This window comes from Klebsiella sp. CN_Kp104 (genome assembly GCF_040064515.1).
Classification (GTDB): domain Bacteria; phylum Pseudomonadota; class Gammaproteobacteria; order Enterobacterales; family Enterobacteriaceae; genus Klebsiella; species Klebsiella aerogenes.
Genome location: NZ_JBEAII010000029.1, coordinates 208,361 through 232,274, shown reverse-complemented (window position 1 = coordinate 232,274; position 23,914 = coordinate 208,361). Strand labels below are relative to the sequence as shown.

22 protein-coding genes, 1 tRNA gene and 1 riboswitch are annotated in these 23,914 nt (G+C 54.8%); of the genes, 10 read left to right on the top strand and 13 right to left on the bottom strand.

What is annotated here, in order from left to right:
* Nucleotides 1-110 precede the first annotated feature (110 nt).
* From ABLU80_RS16050 to ABLU80_RS16040, 3 genes are all read right to left on the bottom strand, one after another.
* Nucleotides 111-665, bottom strand: a complete 555-nt coding sequence (locus ABLU80_RS16050; protein ID WP_348850186.1) for a hypothetical protein — start codon at nt 663-665, stop codon at nt 111-113.
* Nucleotides 662-1,594 (bottom strand): hypothetical protein, encoded by a 933-nt coding sequence (locus tag ABLU80_RS16045; RefSeq protein WP_348850184.1) that lies wholly within the window; start codon nt 1,592-1,594, stop codon nt 662-664. Before ABLU80_RS16045 ends, ABLU80_RS16050 begins: the two co-directional genes overlap by 4 nt.
* Nucleotides 1,595-1,954: 360 nt before the next feature.
* A tRNA-Ile gene (locus ABLU80_RS16040) sits at nt 1,955-2,030 on the bottom strand.
* Nucleotides 2,031-2,155: 125 nt separating this feature from the next.
* Between ABLU80_RS16040 and mug the strand changes: the two genes are divergently transcribed.
* Entirely contained in the window at nt 2,156-2,662 is a 507-nt protein-coding gene (gene mug / locus ABLU80_RS16035) for a G/U mismatch-specific DNA glycosylase (RefSeq protein WP_045359807.1), read from the top strand.
* Nucleotides 2,663-2,731: 69 nt separating this feature from the next.
* Here the strand turns inward: mug and rpoD are convergent, their stop codons facing one another.
* The 3 genes from rpoD to rpsU form a co-directional block, all read right to left on the bottom strand.
* Nucleotides 2,732-4,576 carry an RNA polymerase sigma factor RpoD gene (rpoD, locus tag ABLU80_RS16030; RefSeq protein ID WP_015369628.1) on the bottom strand — a complete coding sequence of 615 codons (1,845 nt, stop codon included), beginning with the start codon at nt 4,574-4,576 and terminating at the stop codon, nt 2,732-2,734.
* 150 nt (nt 4,577-4,726) lie between these two features.
* Complete coding sequence (gene dnaG / locus ABLU80_RS16025; RefSeq protein ID WP_015369629.1) at nt 4,727-6,472, bottom strand: DNA primase; 1,746 nt, start codon at nt 6,470-6,472, stop codon at nt 4,727-4,729.
* 177 nt (nt 6,473-6,649) lie between these two features.
* Nucleotides 6,650-6,865, bottom strand: a complete 216-nt coding sequence (gene rpsU, locus ABLU80_RS16020; RefSeq protein ID WP_001144069.1) for a 30S ribosomal protein S21 — start codon at nt 6,863-6,865, stop codon at nt 6,650-6,652.
* Between the two features lie 238 nt (nt 6,866-7,103).
* On the opposite strand from rpsU, the gene tsaD reads away from it, so the two are divergent.
* A complete protein-coding gene (tsaD, locus tag ABLU80_RS16015; protein WP_047079790.1) occupies nt 7,104-8,117 on the top strand; it encodes a tRNA (adenosine(37)-N6)-threonylcarbamoyltransferase complex transferase subunit TsaD in 1,014 nt (337 codons plus the stop codon).
* Nucleotides 8,118-8,170: 53 nt separating this feature from the next.
* On the opposite strand, the gene ABLU80_RS16010 is transcribed toward tsaD, so the two are convergent.
* Together ABLU80_RS16010 and plsY are read right to left on the bottom strand one after the other, a co-directional pair.
* Nucleotides 8,171-9,640: an MFS transporter gene (locus ABLU80_RS16010; protein WP_020077904.1), complete on the bottom strand. Its 1,470-nt coding sequence runs from the start codon at nt 9,638-9,640 to the stop codon at nt 8,171-8,173.
* 213 nt (nt 9,641-9,853) lie between these two features.
* Entirely contained in the window at nt 9,854-10,474 is a 621-nt protein-coding gene (gene plsY / locus ABLU80_RS16005; protein WP_015703522.1) for a glycerol-3-phosphate 1-O-acyltransferase PlsY, read from the bottom strand.
* A 233-nt stretch (nt 10,475-10,707) separates the two neighbouring features.
* Here plsY and folB point away from each other — a divergent pair, with 233 nt between their 5' ends.
* A complete protein-coding gene (gene folB / locus ABLU80_RS16000) occupies nt 10,708-11,091 on the top strand; it encodes a bifunctional dihydroneopterin aldolase/7,8-dihydroneopterin epimerase (RefSeq protein WP_015369633.1) in 384 nt (127 codons plus the stop codon).
* 69 nt (nt 11,092-11,160) lie between these two features.
* The gene (bacA, locus tag ABLU80_RS15995; protein WP_045414294.1) at nt 11,161-11,982 is read left to right on the top strand and encodes an undecaprenyl-diphosphate phosphatase; all 822 of its coding nucleotides are present in this window, start codon (nt 11,161-11,163) and stop codon (nt 11,980-11,982) included.
* 11 nt (nt 11,983-11,993) lie between these two features.
* On the opposite strand, the gene ABLU80_RS15990 is transcribed toward bacA, so the two are convergent.
* Together ABLU80_RS15990 and ABLU80_RS15985 are read right to left on the bottom strand one after the other, a co-directional pair.
* On the bottom strand, nt 11,994-13,235 hold the full coding sequence (locus ABLU80_RS15990) for a multifunctional CCA addition/repair protein (RefSeq protein WP_015703520.1): 1,242 nt from the start codon (nt 13,233-13,235) through the stop codon (nt 11,994-11,996).
* Between the two features lie 61 nt (nt 13,236-13,296).
* Nucleotides 13,297-13,917, bottom strand: a complete 621-nt coding sequence (locus ABLU80_RS15985; RefSeq protein WP_015369636.1) for a TIGR04211 family SH3 domain-containing protein — start codon at nt 13,915-13,917, stop codon at nt 13,297-13,299.
* A gap of 212 nt (nt 13,918-14,129) precedes the next feature.
* On the opposite strand from ABLU80_RS15985, the gene ABLU80_RS15980 reads away from it, so the two are divergent.
* The 3 genes from ABLU80_RS15980 to hldE are packed head-to-tail and all read left to right on the top strand — an operon-like array spanning nt 14,130 to nt 19,776.
* A complete protein-coding gene (locus ABLU80_RS15980) occupies nt 14,130-15,425 on the top strand; it encodes an inorganic triphosphatase (protein WP_213795801.1) in 1,296 nt (431 codons plus the stop codon).
* Between the two features lie 21 nt (nt 15,426-15,446).
* The gene (gene glnE / locus ABLU80_RS15975; protein ID WP_348850208.1) at nt 15,447-18,284 is read left to right on the top strand and encodes a bifunctional [glutamate--ammonia ligase]-adenylyl-L-tyrosine phosphorylase/[glutamate--ammonia-ligase] adenylyltransferase; all 2,838 of its coding nucleotides are present in this window, start codon (nt 15,447-15,449) and stop codon (nt 18,282-18,284) included.
* A 58-nt stretch (nt 18,285-18,342) separates the two neighbouring features.
* Nucleotides 18,343-19,776, top strand: coding sequence for a bifunctional D-glycero-beta-D-manno-heptose-7-phosphate kinase/D-glycero-beta-D-manno-heptose 1-phosphate adenylyltransferase HldE (hldE, locus tag ABLU80_RS15970; protein ID WP_047039414.1), 1,434 nt, complete (start codon nt 18,343-18,345; stop codon nt 19,774-19,776).
* Nucleotides 19,777-19,853: 77 nt separating this feature from the next.
* Here the strand turns inward: hldE and ABLU80_RS15965 are convergent, their stop codons facing one another.
* A complete protein-coding gene (locus tag ABLU80_RS15965) occupies nt 19,854-20,003 on the bottom strand; it encodes a hypothetical protein (RefSeq protein ID WP_015369640.1) in 150 nt (49 codons plus the stop codon).
* Between ABLU80_RS15965 and glgS the strand changes: the two genes are divergently transcribed.
* The gene (gene glgS / locus ABLU80_RS15960; protein WP_015369641.1) at nt 19,995-20,192 is read left to right on the top strand and encodes a cell surface composition regulator GlgS; all 198 of its coding nucleotides are present in this window, start codon (nt 19,995-19,997) and stop codon (nt 20,190-20,192) included. The genes ABLU80_RS15965 and glgS overlap by 9 nt on opposite strands.
* Nucleotides 20,193-20,387: 195 nt before the next feature.
* Here glgS and ABLU80_RS15955 read toward each other — a convergent pair whose 3' ends face one another.
* Nucleotides 20,388-20,657, bottom strand: coding sequence for an accessory factor UbiK family protein (locus ABLU80_RS15955; protein WP_015369643.1), 270 nt, complete (start codon nt 20,655-20,657; stop codon nt 20,388-20,390).
* Nucleotides 20,658-20,784: 127 nt separating this feature from the next.
* A riboswitch (FMN riboswitch) is annotated at nt 20,785-20,936 on the top strand.
* Between the two features lie 105 nt (nt 20,937-21,041).
* On the opposite strand from ABLU80_RS15955, the gene ribB reads away from it, so the two are divergent.
* On the top strand, nt 21,042-21,695 hold the full coding sequence (ribB, locus tag ABLU80_RS15950; protein WP_015703517.1) for a 3,4-dihydroxy-2-butanone-4-phosphate synthase: 654 nt from the start codon (nt 21,042-21,044) through the stop codon (nt 21,693-21,695).
* A gap of 205 nt (nt 21,696-21,900) precedes the next feature.
* A complete protein-coding gene (ygiD, locus tag ABLU80_RS15945) occupies nt 21,901-22,695 on the top strand; it encodes a 4,5-DOPA dioxygenase extradiol (RefSeq protein ID WP_045364182.1) in 795 nt (264 codons plus the stop codon).
* A gap of 55 nt (nt 22,696-22,750) precedes the next feature.
* On the opposite strand, the gene ABLU80_RS15940 is transcribed toward ygiD, so the two are convergent.
* Nucleotides 22,751-23,911, bottom strand: a complete 1,161-nt coding sequence (locus ABLU80_RS15940) for a glutathionylspermidine synthase family protein (RefSeq protein ID WP_316553264.1) — start codon at nt 23,909-23,911, stop codon at nt 22,751-22,753.
* Between the last annotated feature and the right edge of the window lie 3 nt (nt 23,912-23,914).

The following is a 23,914-nucleotide window of genomic DNA, read 5'->3' as shown; positions in this document are numbered from 1 at the left end:
TTATTATTAGACTAAGTGTTGTAATGATTCCCAAGTAGAAAATATAAATGGTGAGTCAGTGAGTATGGCCTACTGATTTTGTAGGCCAGTAGTTTTGAAGCTGTAGAAGTTTAATTGTCAAGAATAAAGCTGAATCGCTTAATAACCATTAAAAATGTTATCACTGTGGTGAAAAATGCAGTATAAGCTATGAAACTGAGCAGATAGGCGGGAACTGAGAAATATAGGAGTTCAAGAGTTTCTTTTTTCTCTGGGAAAAAGGATATTATTACAGATGCAATGACTAATATCACCGATGTTAATATAGCATATGCCACATTGTGACATAATTGCTCATATACTTTTTTATTATTCTCCAATGTAGGTAAATTAGTTGTTGGTTTGTTGTTATCTACAATGTCAGATATTTTAAAAATAGTTTTTTGCTTTTGATCATATATCATAATGACAGCGCTCATTAGTAAAGCTGTCGTGATTGCTCCAAAATTCACAAAAACTGCTGAAATGGTTGGTTTCATTGTCCCATAAAGTAAACAAACGACGATGGATATTATTCCTGGCAGGATGAAGTGTATAAATATATCCTGTCTTAATGTCACTCCTCGTTGATCCGTCATGGTTCTGTAATGTTTTAGGAGCACTTGCCATATATTTATTTTATTCATATCCTAACCCCTTTGTTTCCGCTATGGATCTCTAAGAGTATATCATTAGTCAATGAGCGCACTGTGTCATGTAGTGCTTTTAACTCAGGGATGCCGGTAGATGCATCAATCTTGAGTGTACTATCTTCAAGTTCAACAGAAATTCCTTTTTTGAGAATAGTGTCATATTTGAAAACAACAACTCTATTACCTAATTGTAACGTAACCTTTATTTGTTCGCATTTATCTTCAACAATTTCAATTACATTAGATATTTTTTTGTTTTTTAAATCTCTAAAGCTACCCATATATCCTTCGTTATACTTTATGACCAAGTCAGTTTTAACATTGGTTTTATTTGTGCCGAAGGAGTCGGCTATATCTTTGGGAGCTTCATATCCGAGGGCTTTGATTTGTTTTACTTCTGAGTCAAGTATGTATTGTGGGATGTTTTTATGACAAAGAGGATTTATTCGGGCTTCAAGTTGGTATTGTTTTTTAAAATACTCGACCAAAGCATCAGATATAGTTCCTTTAGCACTAACATTATCTGAGGAATGGAAGGCTATAATACCTTCTTCTAAAGAGTTAGGTAGATAAATAAGGACATAACGTTCTCTTAATGTGACGTCATCAACCTTGGTAGTATATTGAGTTGTTTTAAGTTTAATATCTTTTATTTCACTACTTTCACCGTACTTACCAACCTTTATGTATCCATGCACTAAACCTTTAGATTTATTGAAAGTTAGTTTTTTATGTCCTTCCAAAGATATTTTTGTTTTAGACAACCCATATTCTATTGGGCTGAATTTATGTTTTATTAAGTATTCTTCAAGTATGTCATATGCTGTTTTCTTATTGCTTAAATTTAGAGTTCCAAGCTTTTTACTTTGTCTACTACCTTTATGGGTCAGAATTCTGAAAGAATAGAAATTAACGCTGTGCATAAAAAATTAACCCTTTTCTTGAAAATATCGGAAATTATATGAATTTTTGGGAACATAAAGCGAGAAAGGAAATGCTACCGCCCGAGTGCTGTCACCCAAATGATATGTGTTATCAGGCTAGATAGTTTTAAGGAAGATTACACCATAATGAGTTGGCGTAAAGCTAAGCGCTGGGAAAGAATCTGAAATTGAGAATCGATAGGCAAAATCACACTATAGAACATCTGTAACTTACTTTTTTACACATGTGGCCTTGCCTGACGACCTCATGAATCACCATCAATCCCTGTCTGCGATATCCCTGGCATATCCCTAAAACAAAAAGGAGCTACGCATTTTGTCGTAACTCCTTGTTTTAATTGGTGGCCCCTGTTGGGTTTGAACCAACGACCAAGCGATTATGAGTCGCCTGCTCTAACCACTGAGCTAAGGGGCCGTGGCGAGGGATTATAATGTAACTGCACGCTGCAATCCAGCGTAAAGCGCTCGGCTGCTGTTTTTATAAACAATGCATTTTCAATCCTTTATAATCAGCTTTTTAGTCATTCAGCCGGAGAAATTATGATTAGCGATATCCTGGCGCCGGGGCTGCGGGTGGTCTTTTGCGGGATCAATCCGGGGAAGTCCTCCGCGCATACGGGGTTTCATTTTGCCCATCCCGGCAATCGTTTCTGGAAGGTCATTCACCAGGCGGGGTTCACTGAGCGGCAGCTGAAGCCGGAAGAGGAGCAGCATCTACTGGATACCGGCTGCGGTATCACCATGCTGGTTGAGCGGCCGACGGTACAGGCCAGCGAGGTTGCCCTGCTGGAGCTGCGTAATGGCGCGCAGGAGCTAATAAGCAAAATCCAGGACTATCAGCCGCAGGTGCTGGCGGTACTCGGCAAGCAGGCCTATGAGCAGGCGTTCAGGGTGCGTGGCGCAAAGTGGGGAAAGCAGGAAGCGACCATCGGTGAAACCGAAATCTGGGTACTGCCCAATCCCAGCGGTTTAAACCGGGCGACGCTGGACAAGCTGGTTGAAGCCTATCGCGAACTGGATGAGGCGCTGGCGGGGCGAGGGCGCTGATGACACCTGAATCGCAGGCATAAAAAAGCTCCCCGCGGGGAGCTTTTTACTCTCTTTGCAGCGCGACGATTAATCGTCGAGGAAGCTACGCAGCACTTCAGAACGGCTTGGGTGGCGCAGTTTACGCAGCGCCTTGGCTTCGATCTGACGAATACGTTCGCGGGTAACGTCGAACTGTTTACCTACTTCTTCCAGCGTGTGGTCGGTGTTCATGTCGATACCGAAACGCATACGCAGCACTTTCGCTTCACGAGCGGTGAGGCCCGCCAGCACGTCGTGCGTTGCCGCACGCAGGCTCTCGGTGGTCGCAGAATCCAGCGGCAGCTCGAGGGTGGTATCCTCGATGAAGTCACCCAGATGCGAATCTTCATCGTCGCCGATCGGCGTTTCCATGGAGATAGGCTCTTTGGCGATTTTCAGCACCTTACGGATTTTGTCTTCCGGCATCAGCATGCGCTCAGCCAGCTCTTCCGGCGTCGGCTCGCGACCCATTTCCTGCAGCATCTGGCGGGAGATACGGTTGAGCTTGTTGATAGTCTCAATCATATGCACCGGAATACGGATGGTGCGCGCCTGATCCGCGATGGAGCGGGTGATCGCCTGACGGATCCACCAGGTCGCGTAGGTGGAGAACTTGTAGCCACGACGGTATTCAAACTTATCTACCGCTTTCATCAGGCCGATGTTGCCTTCCTGAATCAGGTCGAGGAACTGCAGACCGCGGTTGGTGTATTTCTTGGCGATAGAAATAACCAGACGTAAGTTCGCTTCAACCATCTCTTTCTTCGCACGACGGGCTTTCGCTTCGCCGATGGACATGCGACGGTTGATATCTTTAACCTGCTCGATGGTCAGACCGGTTTCTTCTTCAATCTGCTGCAGTTTCTGCAGGCCGCGCTGAACGTCTTCTTTAACGTCATGCAGCTTCTCGGACCACGGCTTGTTCATCGCCACGGCGGCGTTGAACCAGGTTTCGCTGGTTTCGTTGCCGGTGAACAGGGTGATGAAGTTTTTCTTCGGCATTTTGCACTGTTCAACGCACAGCTTCATGATGATACGTTCTTGAGTACGAACGCGATCCATCATGCTGCGCATGCTGTTGACCAGGTAATCGAACTGTTTCGGCACCAGGCGGAACTGTTTGAAGACCTCGGACAGCTTGAGGATCTCTTCCTGCGCGGCGGCGTGGCTGCGACCTTTCGCTTTGATGGTGTCGCGAGTCAGCTCGTACTGGGTGCGCAGCTCGGCGAATTTCTCGCGGGCCAGCTCCGGGTCGATGCTGTTATCGTCATCGCTGTTGTCGTCGTCATCATCTTCTTCTTCATCTTCGTCGTCGTCCATCTCTTCCTGAGACAGCTCGGAACCGACGTGAGTGGCGGTCGGCGCCATATCTTCTTCAGCGTTCGGATCGACGAAGCCGGTGATCAGGTCAGACAGGCGAGCTTCTTCAGCTTCGACGCGATCGTACTGTTCCAGCAGATAGGTGATGGCTTCCGGATATTCCGCAACGGAGCACTGGACCTGGTTGATCCCGTCTTCGATGCGTTTAGCGATGTCGATTTCGCCTTCGCGGGTCAGCAGTTCAACGGTACCCATTTCGCGCATGTACATGCGCACCGGGTCGGTCGTACGGCCAATTTCAGATTCAACGCTCGACAGCACCTGGGCCGCCGCTTCTTCTGCGTCTTCATCGGTATTATTGGAGGTTTCAGCAAGCAGCAGATCATCGGCATCCGGTGCTTCTTCCATCACCTGAATACCCATGTCGTTGATCATTTGGATGATGTCTTCGATCTGATCGGAGTCGACGATATCTTCCGGCAGATGGTCATTGACCTCGGCATAGGTCAGATAGCCTTGCTCCTTACCACGTTGGACAAGAAGCTTCAGCTGTGACTGCGGGTTTTGCTCCATAAGACGGTATCCACACTTAATTCGTTTGATTGGTGCAGGCAGACGAACTGCCAACATTTAAAGCGAGGGCGTACTTATATTATTGCCGCTGCGCCTCAGCGCGGCTGTCGGGGGCTTCCCGATCGATATTCGGCACTTAAGCCGTTAAATTCATTTTTTGGCCAGTTCCTGGCTGATAGTCCAGAGTTCCCGGCGCTCCTCACTGCTTAAACCGTGTGTGCGATCGCGAGCTATCAACTCTTCTTGTCGCAGTTCCAGCAGTGAGTCAAACATATGGTTGAGCGAGTCGGTGAAGGTTTGTTCAGCGATATCCTTATCTGCTATATCGTCCCACATCGACAGTTTTTCAAGGGTTGCTGCTTCATTTGTCCCGCGATACTGTTCTAAAAGTTGCCCGGTGGTCAGACCTGGCTGCGCCAGACACGTATTGACCAGTTCGCTGAATAAACCAAGTCCTGGCATCTTCTGCTGATCCAGACCCGTCAAGGGCGGAACCAGCGGCGCCAGATCGGGGTTCTGCACCAGTAACCCTATAAGTATACGCATGGTCGTGCGTTTTAGCTGCGGCGCCGGGCGTTGAGCGCTATTTTCCGCCTGTTTCGGCATTAAACGTTCAAGCTGGGCGTCATCCAGAATACCCAGCTTGTTACCCAGCTCCTGACGCAAATAGATGCGCAGCGTTTCACCCGGCACCTGGGTTATCAGCGGCAGCGCCAGCGTACTCAGCTGCGCGCGCCCATCCGGAGTGCTCAGGTCGACCTGCGGCATCAGGCTATTGAATAAAAACGTGGAGAGCGGCTGTGCCTGCTCCATCCGCGCTTCAAACGCCTCTTTGCCCTCTTTACGCACCAGCGTATCCGGGTCTTCGCCATCAGGTAAAAACATAAAACGCAGCTGGCGGCCATCGGTCATATACGGCAGCGCCGTTTCCAGCGCGCGCCATGCCGCGTCGCGGCCAGCCCGGTCGCCGTCGTAACAGCAGATGACCTGATTGGTCGCCCGGAACAACAGCTGAATGTGGTCGGCGGTCGTCGAGGTGCCCAGCGAGGCCACGGCATAATTAATGCCGTACTGCGCCAGCGCGACGACGTCCATATAGCCTTCGACCACCAGCAGACGCTGAGGTTCGGCGTTATCCTGCTGCGCTTCATACAGGCCGTACAGCTGGCGGCCTTTATGGAAAATATCGGTCTCCGGGGAGTTCAGATATTTTGGCAGCGCATCGCCCAGCACGCGCCCGCCAAAACCAATCACCCGGCCTCGCTTATCGCGGATCGGGAACATTACCCGTTCGCGGAAGCGGTCGTAACTGCGCCCCTGATCGTTGGTGACCAGCATGCCTGCATCAATAAGCGACTGGCGGTTTTCCTGATTGCCGCCAAAACGTTTTAAAACGTTATCCCAGCCAGGGGGAGCGAAGCCTATTGCGAAGCGGGTAATCACCTCGCTGCTTAAGCCGCGTTTTGCCAGATACTGGCGCGCGGGTTCGGCAGCGGGTTGATTCAGAGACTGTTGGTAAAACGTGTTCAGACCGTCCAGCAGCTGATAGAGATTCTGCCGCTGATGCCGTTCTATCTGGCTCGGTCCATTACCTGCTTCATAGGGCACTTCAAGGTTGTGCATGGCGGCCAGCTCTTCGACGGTTTCGACGAACTCGAGCTTGTCGTAGTTCATCAGAAAGTCGATGGCGTTGCCGTGCGCACCGCAGCCGAAGCAATGGTAAAACTGTTTTTCACCGTTGACGGTGAAGGAGGGGGTTTTTTCGTTATGGAATGGACAACACGCGTGATAATTCTTGCCCTGCTTTTTCAGCTTCACCCGAGCATCGATCAGATCGATGATGTCGGTGCGCGCCAGCAGGTCATTGATAAATACGCGTGGGATTCGTCCAGCCATATGCCCCGTAATCTATACACTGCATCCTGCAAACGGCCTCGATGTATTGCCTGAAGACAGTTTGAACGATCTCGTGTATCTGCTAATGCATAAACGAAAATAAGCCGCGCATTCCTTTCGGAAGCACGGCCTTACAACTACAACTCGGTCTGAATTGAGAGCTTCGCTCTCAACAGATTAGTACAGACGAGTGCGGCGTGCGTTTTCGCGAGCCAGTTTCTTCGCGTGACGTTTCACTGCAGAAGCTTTAGCGCGCTTACGTTCGGTAGTCGGTTTTTCATAGAACTCACGACGACGAACTTCCGCCAGAACACCTGCTTTTTCGCAGGAACGCTTGAAGCGACGCAGAGCTACGTCGAACGGCTCGTTTTCACGTACTTTAATTACCGGCATGTGCCTCTCACCTTTGATTAATTCGGTTTGCCGCTGGCCGCAATGCCAGCTTATTTCAAAATGGTGCGGAATTTTACTGCAACTACTGCTGCTTTGTAAAGCACCGGCGCCTTTTTTGAAAGGGGACTTTTATAAGGGTGAGGAGTATACACGAAGAGAACACCAGGGGTGAGCAAAGTTTTACATCGCCGGTCATTGGTCCTACACTGCGCGGTATTGAAACGAGGTAAAACAACTCATGCGTGTACTGGGAATTGAAACATCCTGCGATGAAACCGGCATCGCTATTTACGACGATAAACAAGGTCTGTTAGCCAACCAGCTGTATAGTCAGGTGAAATTACATGCTGACTACGGCGGCGTGGTGCCTGAGCTGGCGTCGCGCGACCACGTACGTAAAACCGTTCCGCTGATTCAGGCGGCGCTCAAAGAAGGGGGCCTGACGGCGAAAGATATTGATGCCGTCGCCTATACGGCAGGCCCTGGCCTGGTGGGCGCGCTGCTGGTCGGCGCGACCGTTGGCCGCTCGCTGGCGTTCGCCTGGAACGTGCCGGCGATCCCGGTACACCATATGGAAGGGCATCTGCTGGCGCCGATGCTGGAAGATAACCCGCCGGCGTTCCCGTTCGTCGCTCTGCTGGTTTCCGGCGGCCACACCCAGCTGATTAGCGTCACCGGCATTGGTCAGTATGAGCTGTTGGGCGAGTCAATCGACGATGCCGCTGGCGAAGCCTTTGATAAGACGGCGAAACTGCTGGGGCTGGATTATCCCGGCGGGCCGATGCTGTCGAAAATGGCGTCCCAGGGCACGGAAGGTCGCTTCGTCTTCCCGCGGCCGATGACCGATCGTCCAGGACTTGATTTCAGCTTCTCCGGCCTGAAGACCTTCGCCGCCAATACCATTCGTAACAACGGCGACGATGAGCAAACCCGTGCCGATATCGCCCGCGCATTTGAAGACGCGGTTGTCGATACGCTGATGATTAAATGCCGCCGCGCGCTGGAGCAAACCGGCTTTAAGCGTCTGGTGATGGCGGGAGGCGTGAGCGCTAACCGTACGCTGCGCGCGAAGCTGGCGGAAATGATGAGCAAACGCGGCGGCGAAGTATTTTATGCCCGCCCTGAGTTCTGTACCGATAACGGCGCGATGATCGCTTACGCCGGGATGGTCCGCCTGCAGGGCGGTGCTAATGCCGGCCTCGGCGTCACCGTGCGTCCGCGCTGGCCGTTGGCAGAACTGCCGGCCGCCTGATAAGCCTGTTACAAACAAAAGCCGCCCATCGAGGCGGCTTTTTTACGCGTGGATTAAGGCTGCTGATAATCCTCGGCGTCGATGTCGTAGCCCGACGGCTCCCAGCGGATAGCCAACAGCGACAATAGCCCAATCAGCGGCGCCGCGGCGATGATCCAGAAGACGCGGGTATCCAGCGCGGCGACCAGCAGCGGGAAGAGGAATAAAGAAAGCGTTGAGCTGCCGCGCATGAGCGTCTGGTTGAGCCCGACGCCAACGCCGCGCAGCGATGTCGGATAGCTTAACGAGGCGAAGGTCATGGTGTGCGCGCCGGGGCCGAATCCCTGGCCGAAAAGGAACAGCGCCAGCATCGCCACGGCAGCGACGCCTTCTCCTGCGCCATCAGGGCGGCCAATCAGCGCCAGGCCGAGCAGCGCCGTCAGCTGGCAGCCATAACCCGCCAGCGACATCCGCCACGCCCCGAAGCGCGGTACCAGGCGTACCGCCAGTATCCCTCCCACGAAAGCGAACAGCAGATTCAGCGCCAGCGAAATCAAAATCGTCGTCAGCATCGATTGCACGAAGAAGCTGGAGATGATCACCGGCAGGCCGAACGCGACGGCGTTATAGGCAAACGAGGAAACCACTGACAGCAGGGTAGAGAGCGTCGTGCGGCGCAGGTAGACGCCGCGGAACAGGCGCAGATAGTTACTCCATTGGGCGCTACGAACTTTCGGCGCCGGTTTTTCCAGCGCGTCCTGGGCAACGTGCGCATTGATGTTGTACGCCTGGCGTAGAATAGAAGCAGCTTCACGCAGGTTACCCTGGTTGGCGGCCCACACCGGCGATTCGCTCATGTAGCGGCTGCGGATGGCGATAATCACCAGCGCCGGGATGGCGCCAAAACCAAGGATAATCCGCCATAGCCAGTCACTATGGCTTTCCGGCAGGACGGCATAAAAAAAGAGTACCAGCAGATATGAAATGCTGATCGCCGCGTACCACGTTGGGCACCACATCGCCACGCTGGCCGCCTTGTTGCCGGGACCTTTGAGCCTCGCGAATTCGCTGAGAAACGCCATCGCCACCGGCAGGTCGATCCCGACGCCCAGGCCCATCACGAAGCGTGCGCCGGTAAGGACGTATTCATTCGGCGCCAGCGCGCAGGCGATAGCCGCCACCACGAAGAACAGCATATCCGCCATAAACACGCGGTAGCGGCCAATTTTGTCGGTCAGATAACCGCCGAGCAGCGCGCCAACGATAGCGCCGAAGGTGATGGCCGAGGCGACCATCCCGGTACCGGCAGGCGTCAGGTTGAATTCCCGGGTGATATCTTTCAGGCCGAAGGCCAGCGAGCCAAGATCGTAGGCATCAAGGAAAATACCGCCGAGGGCGATTCCCATGACGATACGCGCGTTATTGCGCCCGCTGCTGCCTTCGTTGATGAGGCGCGAGACGTCCGCCGCGCTGCCGATCCATTTTACTTCCCCGCCGGGCGACGCAGAGGTTGCCGCAGGCGTCGCGTTAATTACATCAGTCATGGTGTTGTGCTTTTTTCTCTTATAAAGAGCTTCAGAGTAAACAGCGATGCGGGGACGAAAAAATCATTTTTGGTTATAACTCATAACTAAGTTATTGTAGTGAAAGGATTATCTTTGGTTTTCTCATTTGCCGCTATGATTGGCTAAAAAAGTGGGAAATAGAATGCGTTTGTGGCGGCAAAACGGCCCGGCACAGGCGGCCGGGCGCGGGGATTATTTCTGCTCTGGCGTTTTTTTCTTCTTCTTAAAGCGTGACCAGATTTTCGTTTCCTGACGGCGCCACAGACGCTGGATATTGTCGTGATGGCGTAGCAGGATCAGGCAGGAGAGCATGGAGACCGGGAAGGTGTACTGCGGTTTGAACCACCAGACGTAGAAAGGGGCTACCAGCGCGCTGACGATAGCGCCCAGCGAGGAATACCCGCTGAGCAGAATAGTCAGCAGCCAGGTGCCGGCCATTACGCCGGTGAGATCCCAGCCGATGGGCGCGATAGCGCCAAATGCGGTCGCCACGCCTTTACCGCCGCGGAAATTAAAGAACACCGGCCAGATATGGCCTACGCAGGCGGCGATCGCCACCAGCCCGAGCCAGAACGGCGTCAGACCGAGCGCCCAGGCGCCCCAAACCGGCAGCATCCCTTTCAGGACATCAAAAATTAATACCGTTACGGCTGCTCCCTTGCCGCCAATTCGGAGTACGTTCGTCGCCCCGGGGTTGCCGGAACCGCTATCGCGAGGGTCGGGCAAACCAGCAAGACGGCACACCAGAATGGCGCTGGAAATTGAGCCGCAGAGGTAGGCGAGGATAACTAGTCCAGGCGCGATTGCACTCATCAGCTGTTCCATTTTGAAAACGTCGTTAGAACCCCACCCATTTTCGTGTTAACAGCTTGTTGGCTTTCTCTGCGCGATAGGTTACATAGTGATGCTGCTATGTTCCCGAAATCTTGCTGCGTCGCCGCTGTCAGGGCACGTGAATTCTTTAGGGGATGTCTTTGCATCTGTGGATAATACGCATAATTCGCCGGAAGTGGTATCCGGTTTAGCCAAAAAGCAGGCAGGTCGTGATGGATATTGTATTTATAGAGCAACTTTCGGTAATCACCACTATCGGTGTTTACGACTGGGAACAGACCATCGAACAGAAATTAGTGTTCGATATCGAAATGGCGTGGGATAACCGCAAAGCGGCCGCCAGCGACGATGTGAGCGATTGCCTGAGCTATGCTGATATCAGCGAGTTGGTTATCAACCACGTTGAGGGCGGGCGTTTTGCGCTGGTCGAACGGGTGGCGGAAGAGGTAGCCGATCTACTGCTGCAAAAATTCAATTCTCCGTGGGTGCGGATTAAAGTCAGCAAGCCTGGCGCGGTGGCCCGTGCGGCCAACGTTGGCGTGATCATTGAACGTGGCAGTAATCTGAAACAAAACGTTTCTCGTCATAATGTTTAAACAAATTTGTTTTATACCGGTCTTAGTGCCTGGATTTTAATTTTACTTTTTATTTTAAGGGTTTATTGAATGGGCGATTTACACTCGCTGCTGATAGCGGCAATTTTGGGTGTGGTTGAAGGGTTGACGGAGTTTTTACCGGTTTCCAGTACGGGTCATATGATTATCGTTGGTCATCTCCTTGGTTTTGAAGGGGATACCGCCAATACTTTTGAAGTCGTGATTCAACTAGGTTCTATTCTCGCCGTCGTCGTGGTGTTCTGGCGTCGACTGTTTGGCCTGATCGGCATTCATTTTGGCCGTCCTCTGCAGCATGAGGGCGTAAGCCAGGGGCGCTTGTCGCTGATTCATATCCTGTTAGGCATGATCCCGGCGGTGGCGCTGGGGCTGGTGTTTCATGACCTGATTAAATCGCTGTTTAACCCGGTTAACGTCATGTACGCGCTGATTGTCGGCGGCTTCCTACTGATCGCAGCGGAGCTATTTAAACCGAAAGAGCCGCGCGCGTTGGGTCTTGACGACATGACCTATGGTCAGGCGTTTGCCATCGGTTGCTTCCAGTGTCTGGCGCTGTGGCCGGGCTTCTCTCGCTCCGGAGCGACCATTTCCGGGGGCATGCTGATGGGCGTTAGCCGCTATGCGGCATCCGAGTTCTCATTCCTGCTGGCGGTACCGATGATGATGGGCGCCACCGTGCTGGACGTCTACAAGAGCATCGGCTTCCTTAATACCGGGGATATTCCGATGTTTGCCGTCGGTTTTATCATGGCGTTCATCGTGGCGCTGATTGCGATTAAAACCTTCCTGCAGCTGATTAAACGTATTTCGTTTATTCCGTTCGCAATCTACCGCTTTATCGTCGCGGCAGCAGTTTACGTGGTCTTCTTCTAAGGCCCTGGCCCTCAGCCTTGCGGCTGGGGGCAACGTTGTTCTTTCCACTGCCCCACGGCCGCAATTCTGCGCCGCGTCAGCTCTTCGCGAATCTCCGGTCCTTTGAAACCTTCCGCTACCACCTCTTTAGTAGAGACCGACTGCGCCACTTCCCAGGCTTCAAGCAGCAGGCGCCCCTGCGGATAATCGCAGGATTCAAAACCGGTGCGTCCGCGCACGTCGGCCTCGCTGGTGAGGGCGATTTGCTGCACGCGCTGCGGCTTGCGCCAGGCATCGATGCTATCAAACAGCTTCACGATGGTTTTTGGCTGCAGAATCGGCAGGGTGTGGATCAGATCGTGGAATTCGGCAACCAGTCTGGCCAGATCGCGAATATCGTTCGGCACCCGCAGGCGCTGGCAAATCTGTTCCACCAATTTTACACCCGCCGGGCCGTGGCCGTGGTGGCGCGGCCAGAACTCTTTGGGCGTTAAACCTTTGCCGAGATCGTGGCACAGGGTGGCGAAACGGACATCGATGGCCGGCGATAGCATCGCCGCCATGGTGAGCGTCATCAGGGTGTGAACGCCGGTGTCGATTTCCGGATGCCATTTGGCCGGCGCGGGGACACCGTACAGGGCGTCGATTTCCGGGAACAGCACCTTCAGCGCGTGGCAGTCGCGCAGGGTCTGGAAAAAGACCTGCGGATTACGCGTGCCAAGCGCGTTTTCCGTCTCTTTCCATACCCGCTCCGCCGTCAAATGCGCCAGTTCGCCGGCGTCCGCCATCGCGCGCATCAGCGCCATGGTTTCATCGGCAATGCGAAAACCGAGATGGGCATAACGTGCGGCAAAACGCGCTACGCGCAGTACGCGTAGCGGATCTTCGCTAAAGGCCGGGGAGACGTGGCGCAGCAGGCGCTGGCGTAAATCGGCCTGGCCGCCATAGGGATCGTAAATCTGACCGTCAGTGTCCTGAGCCAGCGCGTTAATGGTGAGATCGCGGCGCAGTAGATCTTGCTCAAGGGTGACGTCAGCGGCGGCATAACAGGTGAAACCGGTATAGCCGGAACCGGATTTACGTTCGGTACGCGCGAGGGCGTACTCTTCACGGCTTTGCGGGTGAAGAAACACGGGAAAATCGCGGCCTACCTGCTGGTAGCCCGCGTCGAGCAACTGCTGGGGCGTGGCGCCAACCACCACCCAGTCTCTGTCTTTGACCGGTAGTCCTAATAACGCATCTCGTACCGCACCACCGACCAAATAAATCTTCACGCCTGTTTCTCCCGCATCGACTTTTCGCAAGATGATACGTAAGTCTGGCAGAGAAGACGAATTAGTTCATCCACCGGTCTTTACGCTTGCGGCTCGGTACCAGATGCGGCAGCACCAGACCAAGGATCAGACCGACGCCAAGCACGCCGCCGCCGTACATAAACCACTGCATGATAATGGTGCGCTGTTTATCATCAAGCTGCAGATTCGCCGCGTTCACCTTTTTCTGAGCGACAACCAGCTCGTTTTTCAGCTTTTGGTTCTCTTCTTTCAGGGCATTGATCGCGCCATCGCTACCGGCGACTTTTTTCTGCATGTCGGCGGTACGCTGGTTCCAGGTGGCGTCAATATTGTTCAGCTTGTCGGTCAGCGTTTTGACCTGATTTTCCAGATCCGGCACGCGAATGCGCAGGCTGGGCTCGTTGCTCAGCTCTTTCAGCGGGATCCAGGCGGTACGGCCGTTGCTATCGCGTACCTGCGCGTAATTCGTGCTGTCGTTGGTTTGCAAAACGTCGACGGCTTCGCCGGCGTTAATGGTGCCGACCAGACGATAGTTATCGCCAGGACCGCTGCGAACCCAGGTGCTCAGCTCATCGGAAACATAGCGCTTTTCTTCTGCGTGAACCGCCGTAGCGGCGCTAAGCGCTAGCAATGTAAAGGTAATAAGGCGTAATTTTGGCATCAGGTCATCGTTTGGTCATAAAAAGTTGAACGATAGTAGTGGCATCGCCAGAGCGACGCAAAGTTTTCCGCCACAATCGGAATCATCCAAATGCAGCTGGCAAATGCGCATTGCATGGCGATTCGCCGCAAAATACTATTTACTGACAAAAAATATCGTCATTAGTTCGCCGCATTTTCCCGGCGACGCTTATCAGGTGGAAGAATTCAGCCATGGCTCAAGAAATCGAACTGAAGTTTATCGTTGCCCACGACGGCGTTGAGGCGCTGCGCCAGCATCTCAATTCGCTGGATGCGCAGCACACGCCGGCAGGCCAACTGCTGAATATTTACTACGAAACCGCCGATAACTGGCTGCGTCTGCACGACATGGGGCTGCGGATCCGCGGCGATCGGGAGCGTTATGAAATGACGCTGAAAATTGCCGGTCGGGTGGTGGGCGGCCTGCATCAGCGTCCGGAATACAATATTCCGCTGGAAAAAGCAGAGCTGGCGCTGGATAAACTGCCGGCAGAAGTCTGGCCGCAGGGGCAGTTGCCGGCAGAACTGGCGCAAAATGTGCAGCCGCTGTTTAGCACTGATTTCCTCCGCGAAAAATGGGTGGTGAAAGAGGGCAGCAGCCAGATTGAGATAGCTCTTGACCTTGGCGAAGTGAAAGCCGGTGAGCATCAGGAAGCCATTTGCGAACTGGAGCTTGAGCTGTTGAGCGGCGATACCGCCGACATTCTGGCGCTGGCGCATCGTTTACTGGCAACCGGCGTGCTGCGTCAGGGCAGCCTGAGCAAAGCGGCGCGCGGCTATCAGCTGGCGCAGAGCAATGAAGCGCGTCCGGTTAAATCGTTAACGGTAGTAGGCGTGGCGGCGAAAGCCAGCGTCGAGCAGGGGCTGGAAGCGGCGCTGGAAAGCGCGCTGGCGCACTGGCTCTATCATGATGAAGTCTGGAACCAGGGCAACGCGGCAGCTAAGCGTGAAATCCAGCGGGCGATGGCTCGCGTACGCCATGCGCTGGTGTTGTTTGGCGGCATTGTGCCGCGAAAAGCCACCGTACAGTTGCGTGAATCGCTCACTGAGGCCGAAGCGGCGCTGGACGGCGCGGAGAAAGCAGAAGCGGCGTTGTTCAACCGCGCCACGGTTGGCGCCAAATTGCTGCTGACCGAATGGCTGGTTACCCGCGGTTGGCGTTCGTTCCTCAACGAGGCGGGGCAAAAGAAAATCGCCGGTTCGTTCAAACGCTTTGCCGATATCCAGCTGTCGCGAGCGGCGGCGGAGCTGAAAAGCAACTTCCAGCAGACGCAGGACGACTACAGCGATCGGCTCACGCGTCTGGCGCGCGAGATCGACAGCATTCAATTGCTTTCCAGCGCCTATGCCGGGGTAGCCGAGGCCTGGCTGGAAAACTGGCAAGAGGTGCGCCGCGCTATCGAGAACAATGACCGCAGCGTCATCGAATATTTCCGTCGTCAGGCGCTGGCCGCGGAACCATTCTGGCTGCATAGTGGAAAACGATAATTTCAGGCCAGGGAGACCCCTATAATGGCGCTTTCTTCGCAGTTACAGCAGCACTGGCAGACGGTTGTAAACCGCCTTCCGGCAGATTTTCCCCTGCAGACGTTAAGTTTGCAGGCGCAGTCGGTGATGACATTCAGCGAGTTCGTTGAACAGAATCTGGTCGCTCAGCCGCAGTGGCTGGCTGAACTGGAAAGCGCGCCGCCGCAGGCCGACGAATGGCGCCATTACGGCGACTGGCTGGCGGAACAGCTACAAGACGTGACTGACGAGGCTGCGCTGATGCGCGAGCTACGCCAGTTCCGCCGCCGGATGATGGTGCGTATCGCCTGGGCGCAGGCGCTGCTGCTGGTGAGCGAAGAGAGCAGTTTGCAGCAGCTCAGCGCCCTGGCGGAGACCTTAATCGTCGCCGCCCGCGACTGGCTGTACGCCGCCTGCTGCCGGGAGTGGGGGACGCCGTGCAATGCGCAGGGCGAAGCGCAGCCGCTAATGATCCTGGGCATGGGGAAACTGGGCGGCGGAGAGCTTAACTTCTCTTCCGATATCGACCTGATTTTTGCCTGGCCGGAACACGGCGCCACCCAGGGCGGACGCCGTGAGCTGGATAACGGCCAGTTCTTTACCCGTCTGGGCCAGCGATTAATCAAAGTACTCGATCAGCCGACGCAGGATGGTTTCGTCTACCGTGTGGATATGCGTCTGCGACCATTTGGCGACAGCGGCCCGCTGGTGTTGAGCTTTGCGGCGCTGGAAGATTATTACCAGGAGCAGGGGCGCGACTGGGAGCGCTACGCGATGGTAAAGGCGCGGATCATGGGCGATAACGATGGCGTGTACGCCAATGAACTGCGCGCCATGCTGCGCCCGTTCGTCTTCCGCCGCTACATCGATTTCAGCGTCATTCAGTCTCTGCGTAACATGAAAGGGATGATTGCCCGTGAAGTGCGCCGCCGCGGCCTGACAGACAACATCAAGCTTGGCGCGGGCGGCATCCGCGAAATCGAATTTATCGTCCAGGTTTTCCAGCTGATCCGCGGCGGTCGCGAACCGGCCTTGCAGCAGCGCGCGCTGTTGCCGACGCTGACGGCGATTGACGAGCTGCATTTGTTGCCGGAAGGCGATGCCGCCCAGCTGCGCGAAGCCTATCTGTTCCTGCGCCGTCTCGAAAACCTGCTGCAGAGCATTAACGACGAGCAAACCCAAACCCTGCCGCAGGATGAGCTCAACCGCGCGCGTCTGGCGTGGGGGATGCGCGTCGCCGACTGGCAGACGCTCAGCGCACAGCTGGAAGAGCAGATGCGCCGCGTGCGTCGCGTCTTTAACGAACTGATTGGCGACGATGAAGCGCAATCGCCGGATGAACAGCTGGAAGAGTACTGGCGCGAACTGTGGCAGGACGCGCTGGAAGAAGACGACACTACGCCGGCGCTGGCGCACCTTGATGACAACGATCGGCGCAGCGTGCTGGCGCTGATCGCTGATTTTCGCAAAGAGCTCGACCGGCGCACCATTGGCCCGCGCGGGCGGCAGGTACTCGACCAGCTGATGCCGCATCTGCTCAGCGAGGTCTGCTCACGGGCGGATGCGCCGCTGCCGCTGGCGCGAATCACCCCGTTGCTGACCGGAATCGTCACCCGTACCACCTATCTGGAGCTGCTCAGCGAATTCCCCGGCGCGTTAAAACACCTGATTAGCCTGTGCGCCGCTTCGCCGATGGTTGCCAGCCAGCTGGCGCGCCACCCGCTGCTGCTGGACGAACTGCTGGATCCGAACACGCTTTATCAACCGACGGCGACCGATGCGTACCGCGATGAACTGCGCCAGTATTTGCTGCGCGTGCCGGAAGAAGATGAAGAACAGCAGCTGGAAGCGCTGCGTCAGTTTAAACAGGCGCAATTGCTGCACATCGCCGCCGCCGATATTGCCGGCACGCTACCGGTGATGAAAGTGAGCGATCACTTAACCTGGCTGGCAGAGGCGATGATCGACGCGGTGGTGCAGCAGGCGTGGCTACAGATGGTCGCCCGCTACGGTCAGCCGACCCATCTTCGCGACCGCCAGGGGCGCGGTTTTGCGGTAGTAGGTTACGGTAAACTCGGCGGTTGGGAACTGGGTTATAGTTCCGATCTCGATCTGGTCTTCCTCCACGACTGTCCGATGGAGGTGATGACCGACGGCGAGCGGGAAATCGATGGTCGCCAGTTCTATCTGCGCCTTGCCCAGCGAATCATGCATCTTTTCAGCACCCGCACCTCGTCGGGCATCCTGTATGAAGTGGACGCTCGCTTACGTCCATCCGGCGCGGCGGGCATGCTGGTGACCACCGCCGATGCCTTCGCCGATTATCAGCGCAATGAAGCCTGGACCTGGGAGCATCAGGCGCTGGTTCGCGCCCGGGTGGTGTATGGCGACCCGGCGCTGCAGGCGCGCTTCGATGCGATCCGCCGCGATATCCTGACCACGCCGCGTGAAGGCGCAACGCTGCAGACCGAAGTACGTGAGATGCGGGAAAAGATGCGCGCTCATCTCGGCAATAAGCAGCGCGATCGCTTTGATATCAAAGCCGATGCCGGAGGGATCACTGATATTGAATTTATTACGCAATATCTGGTGCTGCGCTACGCGCATGAAAAGCCAAAGCTAACGCGCTGGTCCGATAATGTGCGTATTCTGGAGCTGCTGGCGCAGAACGACATCATGGATGAGGACGAGGCGCGGGCGCTTACCCATGCCTACACCACGTTACGCGATGCGTTGCACCATCTGGCGCTGCAGGAGCTGCCGGGCAACGTTGCGCCGGATGCTTTTGACGGCGAACGTCAGCAGGTAAGCGCCAGCTGGCAGAAGTGGTTGATGGCTTAACTAACAAAGCGGGTGTGCTATTATCGCGCGCAAAGTTTGCATCTCGCAGGAGAGAGTAATGAAAGTAACGCTGCCAGAGTTTGAACGTGCAGGAGTGTTGGTGGTAGGCGATGTGATGCTGGACCGCTACTGGTATGGCCCTACCAGCCGTATTTCCCCGGAAGCCCCGGTGCCGGTGGTGAAGGTGGAAAATATCGAAGAACGCCCTGGCGGCGCGGCTAACGTGGCGATGAACATTGCGTCGCTCGGCGCGACTTCTCGTCTGGTCGGCCTGACCGGTATCGACGATGCCGCGCGCGCGCTTAGCAAAGCGCTGGCTGACGTAAAAGTGAAGTGTGATTTCGTGTCGGTACCGACGCATCCCACCATTACCAAGCTGCGCGTGCTGTCGCGCAACCAGCAACTGATCCGCCTCGATTTTGAAGAGGGTTTCTCCGGGGTTGATCCACAGCCGATGCATGAACGTATTCAGCAGGCGCTGGGTTCGATCGGCGCGCTGGTGCTGTCAGACTACGCGAAAGGCGCTCTGACCAGCGTGCAGACCATGATTAAGCTGGCGCGGGATGCCGGCGTACCGGTGCTGATTGATCCGAAAGGCACTGAATTTGAACGCTATCGCGGGGCGACGCTGCTGACGCCGAACCTGTCTGAATTCGAAGCGGTCGCCGGAAAGTGTAAAGATGAAGCGGAAATCGTCGAACGCGGGATGAAAATCATCGCCGACTTCGAGCTTTCCGCACTGCTGGTAACGCGCTCCGAGCAGGGTATGACGCTGCTGCAGCCGGGTCGTCCGCCGCTGCATATGCCGACCCAGGCGCAGGAAGTGTATGACGTCACCGGGGCAGGCGACACGGTTATCGGCGTGCTGGCGGCGACGCTGGCGGCGGGTAACACCCTGGAAGAGGCCTGCTATTTCGCTAACGCCGCGGCCGGTGTGGTGGTCGGCAAGCTGGGGACGTCCACCGTTTCGCCAATCGAGCTGGAAAATGCGGTGCGCGGGCGTGCCGATACCGGTTTTGGCGTGATGAGCGAAGAAGAGCTAAAACAGGCGGTTGCCGCGGCGCGTAAGCGTGGCGAAAAAGTGGTGATGACCAATGGCGTCTTCGACATTCTGCACGCGGGTCACGTTTCGTATCTGGCCAATGCGCGCAAGCTGGGCGATCGTCTGATCGTCGCCGTCAACAGCGATGCCTCAACCAAACGTCTGAAAGGCGAAACCCGCCCGGTGAACCCGCTTGAACAGCGGATGATCGTGCTGGGAGCGCTGGAAGCGGTCGACTGGGTGGTGTCGTTCGAAGAAGATACGCCGCAGCGGCTGATTGCCGGGATCCTGCCGGATCTGTTGGTGAAAGGCGGTGATTACAAGCCGGAGCAGATCGCCGGCAGCGAAGAGGTATGGGCCAACGGCGGCGAAGTGCTGGTGCTCAACTTTGAAGATGGCTGCTCGACTACCAATATTATCAAGAAGATTCAGAAAGATAGCGACAAATAATCAATACGCTTTACCGCTCTAAACGGAGCGGTCTACAACGGCCTGCGGGGATACCTTCGCGGGCCGTTTTTATTTAATCATGCGGAAAATGATTTAGCGCAATAAATAACCCGGTTAAGCGCATTTTTCGTACAAAATACGTTAAGGTAAGCGTAAATACTGAAGTGAGTAAAAGGCATATGACCAATCAGAACGCCAACGGCTGAAGGAGTATGCGGATGAACCATAACGATATGTATTCTATGAAGAACTTCGATTTTCTGGCACGTAGTTTCGCCAGGATGCACGCGCAAGGCCATTCGGTTGATCTTCAGGCTATTGTCGGCAATATGGATGAGGAACATCGTGAATGGTTTTGCCAACGCTATGAGCTTTATTGTCGTCAGGTGAATAGCCCGGCCGAGTTAGAGCACTAAGCCAAATGAAAACGGGCCATTCAGGCCCGTCAGACTACTGACAAAGAAGGAAAAAGCGTGGTTTTTCCTTCTTTGTGGTTATCAGCCGAAAATCAATAAATTGATTTTCCATATTTTTTATCGGTGCAATCTGTAAGTGCAAAGATTGCATGAGGTTTATCATCAATCTCAAACGGGCCATTCAGGCCCGTTTTTTTATTGCTGTTCTTCGCTCTTCGGCGCAGCTGAACGGCTTTCCAGATCGCTAATGCGCTGCTCCAGTAAAGCCAGCTTTTCGCGGGTGCGCAGCAGAACCTGAGTTTGCACATCGAACTCTTCGCGGCTGACCAAATCCAGACGAGTTAACTGCGATTGCAGTACCTGGCGGATTTTCTTTTCTACGTCATCTCCAAGATCGCGAAGGCCTTTCGGCATCGATTCATGGACCTGGCGAGCGATTTGTTCAATTTTTTTCGGGTCAATCATGGCGGATTCCTGCACTGGTCTAGTTAGCGTTCATTGTAGTGCGAACGGGAGCGCCTATAAACCACAAATGTAAGATGTCGAGTGAGTAGCCATTGATGAAGATAGTTAATGGCGTTATAGTTATCTCGCTTATTCTCAGGGCGGGGCGAAATTCCCCACCGGCGGTAAATCAACCTGCGCGTTGAAAGCCCGCGAGCGCTTCCAGTGAAAACGGGAAGGTCAGCAGATCCGGTGTAATTCCGGGGCCGACGGTTAAAGTCCGGATGGGAGAGAGTAACGGCTCAGTCGGGTTACGATCCGCTTGCGTTGACTTTTGCCGCTAAACCGGCACTCCTAAGACTGCCCTGATTCTGGTAACCATAATTTTAATGAGGTTTTTTTACCATGAATCAGACGCTCCTTTCTTCTTTTGGTACCGCTTTTGAACGTGTGGAACACGCTTTAGACGCACTGCGCGAAGGCCGCGGTGTGATGGTGCTTGATGATGAAGACCGTGAAAACGAAGGCGATATGATTTTCGCCGCCGAAACCATGACCGTTGAGCAAATGGCGCTGACCATTCGTCACGGCAGCGGCATTGTCTGCCTGTGCCTGACCGAAGATCGCCGCAAGCAGCTTGACCTGCCGATGATGGTGGAGAACAACACCAGCGCCTACGGCACCGGCTTTACCGTGACCATCGAAGCGGCAGAAGGCGTAACCACCGGCGTATCCGCCGCTGACCGCATCACGACCGTGCGCGCCGCCATTGCCGATGGCGCGAAACCCTCCGATCTCAACCGTCCGGGCCACGTCTTCCCGCTGCGCGCGCAGCCTGGCGGCGTAATGACCCGCGGCGGCCACACTGAAGCGACCATCGACCTGGTGACCCTTGCGGGCTTTAAACCGGCAGGCGTTCTCTGTGAACTGACTAACGACGATGGCACCATGGCGCGCGCGCCGGAGTGCATCAAGTTCGCTCAGCAGCACAACATGGCCGTTGTCACCATTGAAGACCTGGTGGCTTACCGCCGCGAGCACGATCGCAAAGCCAGCTAAGTTACCGCTGTTCTGATGACAAGCCCACTTTACGGTGGGCTTTGTTGTTTCTGGGTCGAGCTAATATGCTTTCTCTGCGGGTACATGGGAGAGATTTTTCACCTTCAAATTTTCTGATGATGATCATCACGCTTATCTGAGTTTATCTGTGGCTAAAAGCGCGTAATGTGAAGGAATCAAATACTCCCTACTGAAGGATACCATCATGTCCCGTACCCGTATGCCAGCGTTGTTTTTAGGCCATGGTAGCCCGATGAACGTGCTGGAAGATAATATCTATACCCGCGCCTGGCGTCATCTCGGCGAAACGCTGCCGCGGCCGAAAGCTATCGTGGTTATTTCCGCGCACTGGTTTACTCGCGGGACGGGCGTGACGGCGATGGAAGCGCCGAAAACCATTCATGATTTTGGCGGTTTCCCGCAGGCCTTATACGATACGCACTACCCTGCGCCGGGATCGCCGGAGCTGGCGCAGCATCTGGTTGAACTGCTGGCGCCGGTGCCCGTCGCCCTCGATAAAGAGGCATGGGGTTTTGACCACGGTTCGTGGGGAGTGCTGATAAAAATGTACCCTGATGCCGATATTCCCATGGTTCAGTTAAGTATCGATAGCACTAAGCCCGCGGCATGGCATCTGGAGATGGGGCGTAAGCTGGCGTCGCTGCGTGATGAAGGCATTATGCTGGTGGCGAGCGGCAACGTGGTGCATAACCTGCGTACCGCGCGCTGGCATGGCGAAAGCACGCCGTATCCGTGGGCCCAGTCGTTTAACGACTATGTCAAAGCGAATCTGAACTGGAAAGGGCCAGTCGAAGCGCATCCGCTGGTGAATTATTTAAGCCATGAAGGTGGTTCGCTCTCTAACCCAACGGCTGAGCACTTCCTGCCGCTGCTCTATATTCTGGGAGCGTGGGATGGTGAAGAGCCGATAACGATCCCGGTCGAAGGGATGGAAATGGGGTCGCTGAGCATGCTGTCGGTGGTCGTGGGCGCCGCGTAACGGCAGCTATCGCACATGAAAAAACCCCGGCCACTCAGGTTGCCGGGGTTTGCCGTTATTCGACGAAAATGTGCGGATAGAAACGCGAAAGATCCTGGGTGATCAGCGCCCGATCTTCACGGATGCCGATCCCGGCAGGCTGGTCGTTAATAAGCCAGCTGCCAATCAGCGTATAGCTATCGCCAAATTTCGGCAGCGGATAAAACTCCTGCACGATGGTGCCTTCTTCCCCGTAGGGACCTTCCACTGCCTCCACCACTTTGCCATTTTCAACGATCGACACGTTGGCGCCTTCGCGGGAGAAGATCGGCTTAATGACGTACTTCTCAAGCTGCGGATGGTTATCTTCGCTGAAGTAAGCCGCCAACAGGTTAGGGTGGTTGGGGAACATTTCCCACAGCATCGGCAGCAGCGCCTTGTTGGAGATAATGCTCTTCCACGCCGGCTCCAGCCAGCGTACGCCGGCGTCTTCCAGCTTGGTGGAGAACATCTCGCGCAGCATAAATTCCCACGGATAGAGCTTGAACAGATTGCCGATGACCTGATCCTGTAAATCGGTAAACTGACCTTTCTCGCCAAGACCGATATCTTCGATATACAGGAACTCGGTGGCGACGCCCGCTTCTGCCGCACAGTCCTGCAGATACTGCACGGTGCCGCGGTCTTCAACGGTATCGCGGCAGCAGGCCATATGCAGCAGCTGGAAGCCAAACTGTTCACGCAGCTCGCCGAAGCGTTCAATCAGCTTTTCCTGCAGGCTGTTGAACTGATCGCTGTCGGCAGGCAGATTACCGGCGTTAAGCTGATCTTCCAGCCAGATCCATTGAAAGAACGCTGCTTCATATAGCGAGGTTGGCGTATCCGCGTTGTTTTCCAGCAGCTTCGGTTCGCCCACGCCATCCCAGGCCAGATCCAGACGCGAATACAGCGACGGCTGGTTGGTTTTCCACGACTGACGCACAAAGCCCCAGGTGTGCTTAGGGATGCGGAATTTGGTCATCAGCTCGTCGCTGGCGATCACTTTCTCAACGACCTGTAGACACATTTGATGCAGCTCGGCGGTGACCTCTTCGAGCTTTTCAACCTGCGCCAGCGTCAGCTTGTAGTAGGCCTCTTCGCTCCAGTACGGCTCGCCGTACATGGTGTGAAAGTTGAAGCCATACTCGGTCGCTTTCTCGCGCCAGTCCGGGCGCTCGGTAATGCTGATTCTTTCCATGCT